This is a genomic window from Geodermatophilus saharensis, assembly GCF_900188205.1.
Lineage (GTDB): Bacteria > Actinomycetota > Actinomycetes > Mycobacteriales > Geodermatophilaceae > Geodermatophilus > Geodermatophilus saharensis.
In genome coordinates this window covers 2,501-5,180 of record NZ_FZOH01000016.1, presented here as the reverse complement: position 1 = coordinate 5,180, position 2,680 = coordinate 2,501, and the positions used below count along the sequence as shown (strand labels likewise).

Genomic DNA, 2,680 nt, shown 5'->3' with positions numbered 1-2,680 from the left:
GTGCGTTCAGAACCGCACAGTGGACGCATGTGTGTGAGTCACCCCTGACGCAGAACTCGACTGCGCGCAGGTAGGGGTGTGGTCAAGCCCTCGGCCTGTTAGTACCGGTCAGCTCCACACCTCGCGGTGCTTCCACTTCCGGCCTATCAACCCGCTGGTCTGGGCGGGGGCCTTACCCCATTCACTGGGTGAGAGACCTCATCTCGAAGCGAGCTTCCCGCTTAGATGCTTTCAGCGGTTATCCCTGCCGAACGTAGCCAACCAGCAGTGCACCTGGCGGTACAACTGGCACACCAGAGGTTCGTCCGTCCCGGTCCTCTCGTACTAGGGACAGCTCTTCTCAAGTCTCTTACGCGCACGGCGGATAGGGACCGAACTGTCTCACGACGTTCTAAACCCAGCTCGCGTACCGCTTTAATGGGCGAACAGCCCAACCCTTGGGACCTACTCCAGCCCCAGGATGCGACGAGCCGACATCGAGGTGCCAAACCATCCCGTCGATATGGACTCTTGGGGAAGATCAGCCTGTTATCCCCGGGGTACCTTTTATCCGTTGAGCGACACCGCTTCCACATGCCGGTGCCGGGTCACTAGTCCCAGCTTTCGCTCCTGCTCGACCCGTCGGTCTCACAGTCAAGCTCCCTTGTGCACTTGCACTCGACACCTGATTGCCAACCAGGCTGAGGGAACCTTTGGGCGCCTCCGTTACCCTTTGGGAGGCAACCGCCCCAGTTAAACTACCCACCTGACACTGTTCCTGATCCGGATCACGGACCCAGGTTAGACATCCAATTCGACCAGAGTGGTATTTCAACGGCGACTCCACCGACACTGGCGTGCCGGCTTCCTCGTCTCCCACCTATCCTACACAAGCCGAACCGAACACCAATATCAAGCTGTAGTGAAGGTCCCGGGGTCTTTCCGTCCTGCCGCGCGTAACGAGCATCTTTACTCGTAGTGCAATTTCGCCGAGCCTGTGGTTGAGACAGCTGAGAAGTCGTTACGCCATTCGTGCAGGTCGGAACTTACCCGACAAGGAATTTCGCTACCTTAGGATGGTTATAGTTACCACCGCCGTTTACTGGCGCTTGAGTTCTGAGCTTCGCACACCGAAGTGCACTAACCCGTCCCCTTAACGTTCCAGCACCGGGCAGGCGTCAGTCCGTATACCTCGTCTTACGACTTCGCACGGACCTGTGTTTTTAGTAAACAGTCGCTTCTCACTGGTCTCTGCGACCCCCCTCCGCTACCGGCCGCAAGAGCCGTCACGGGCGAGGGTCCCCCTTCTCCCGAAGTTACGGGGGCATTTTGCCGAGTTCCTTAACCACAGTTCGCTCGATCGCCTCGGTATTCTCTACCTGACCACCTGAGTTGGTTTGGGGTACGGGCCGCTCGGAACTCGCTAGAGGCTTTTCTCGGCAGCATAGGATCATCGAATTCGCCTCATTCGGCTATGCGTCAGGCCTCACCCTGTCTGCGCCACGGATTTGCCTATGGCGCGGGCCACACCCTTGCACCGGTACTACCACTCACCGGCATCGACTACCTTCCTGCGTCACCCCATCGCTTGCCTACTACCAGTCCGGGTCCCCAGCTACTCCCACCCCACACCCCGAAGGGCGCGAAGCGGTTTCGGTGGGTCAGCATCGCTGGACTCGGCATGGGCGCTCCTTCGCGGGTACGGGAATATCAACCCGTTGTCCATCGACTACGCCTGTCGGCCTCGCCTTAGGTCCCGACTCACCCTGGGCGGATTAGCCTGGCCCAGGAACCCTTGGTCTTCCGGCGGGGGAGGTTCTCACTCCCCTCTCGCTACTCATGCCTGCATTCTCACTCGCATGGCGTCCACGGCTGGCTTCCGCCGCCGCTTCACCCGCCACACGACGCTCCCCTACCCACCCCACCACCTGGCCGGCCCCCCGAAAGGGAACCGGCGGGCGTCCGGTGGAGTGCCACGGCTTCGGCGGTGTGCTTGAGCCCCGCTACATTGTCGGCGCGGAACCACTTGACCAGTGAGCTATTACGCACTCTTTCAAGGATGGCTGCTTCTAAGCCAACCTCCTGGTTGTCTCTGCGATCCCACATCCTTTTCCACTTAGCACACGCTTAGGGGCCTTAGCCGATGATCTGGGCTGTTTCCCTCTCGACTACGAACCTTATCGCCCGCAGTCTCACTGCCGCGCTCTCACTTACCGGCATTCGGAGTTTGGTTGACGTCAGTAACCTTGTGGGGCCCATCGGCCATCCAGTGCTCTACCTCCGGCAAGAAACACGCGACGCTGCACCTAAATGCATTTCGGGGAGAACCAGCTATCACCGGGTTTGATTGGCCTTTCACCCCTACCCACAGCTCATCCCCCAGGTTTTCAACCCTGGTGGGTTCGGTCCTCCACGCGGTCTTACCCGCGCTTCAACCTGGCCATGGGTAGATCACCCGGCTTCGGGTCTAGAGCACGCGACTACAGATCGCCCTGTTCGGACTCGCTTTCGCTACGGCTACCCCCCACGGGTTAACCTCGCCACGTACCGCTAACTCGCAGGCTCATTCTTCAAAAGGCACGCCATCACCCCGCACACCACAAGGGCGCGCATTCTGAGCTCTGACGGCTTGTAGGCACACGGTTTCAGGTACTATTTCACTCCCCTCCCGGGGTACTTTTCACCTTTCCCTCACGGTACT

Annotated in this window: 1 rRNA gene (only partly in view); it reads right to left on the bottom strand. The window is 59.7% G+C overall.

The features are described 5' to 3' along the window. Nucleotides 1-78: 78 nt before the first annotated feature. Nucleotides 79-2,680, bottom strand: a 23S ribosomal RNA gene (locus tag CHC04_RS23280) (it continues 544 nt past the right edge of the window).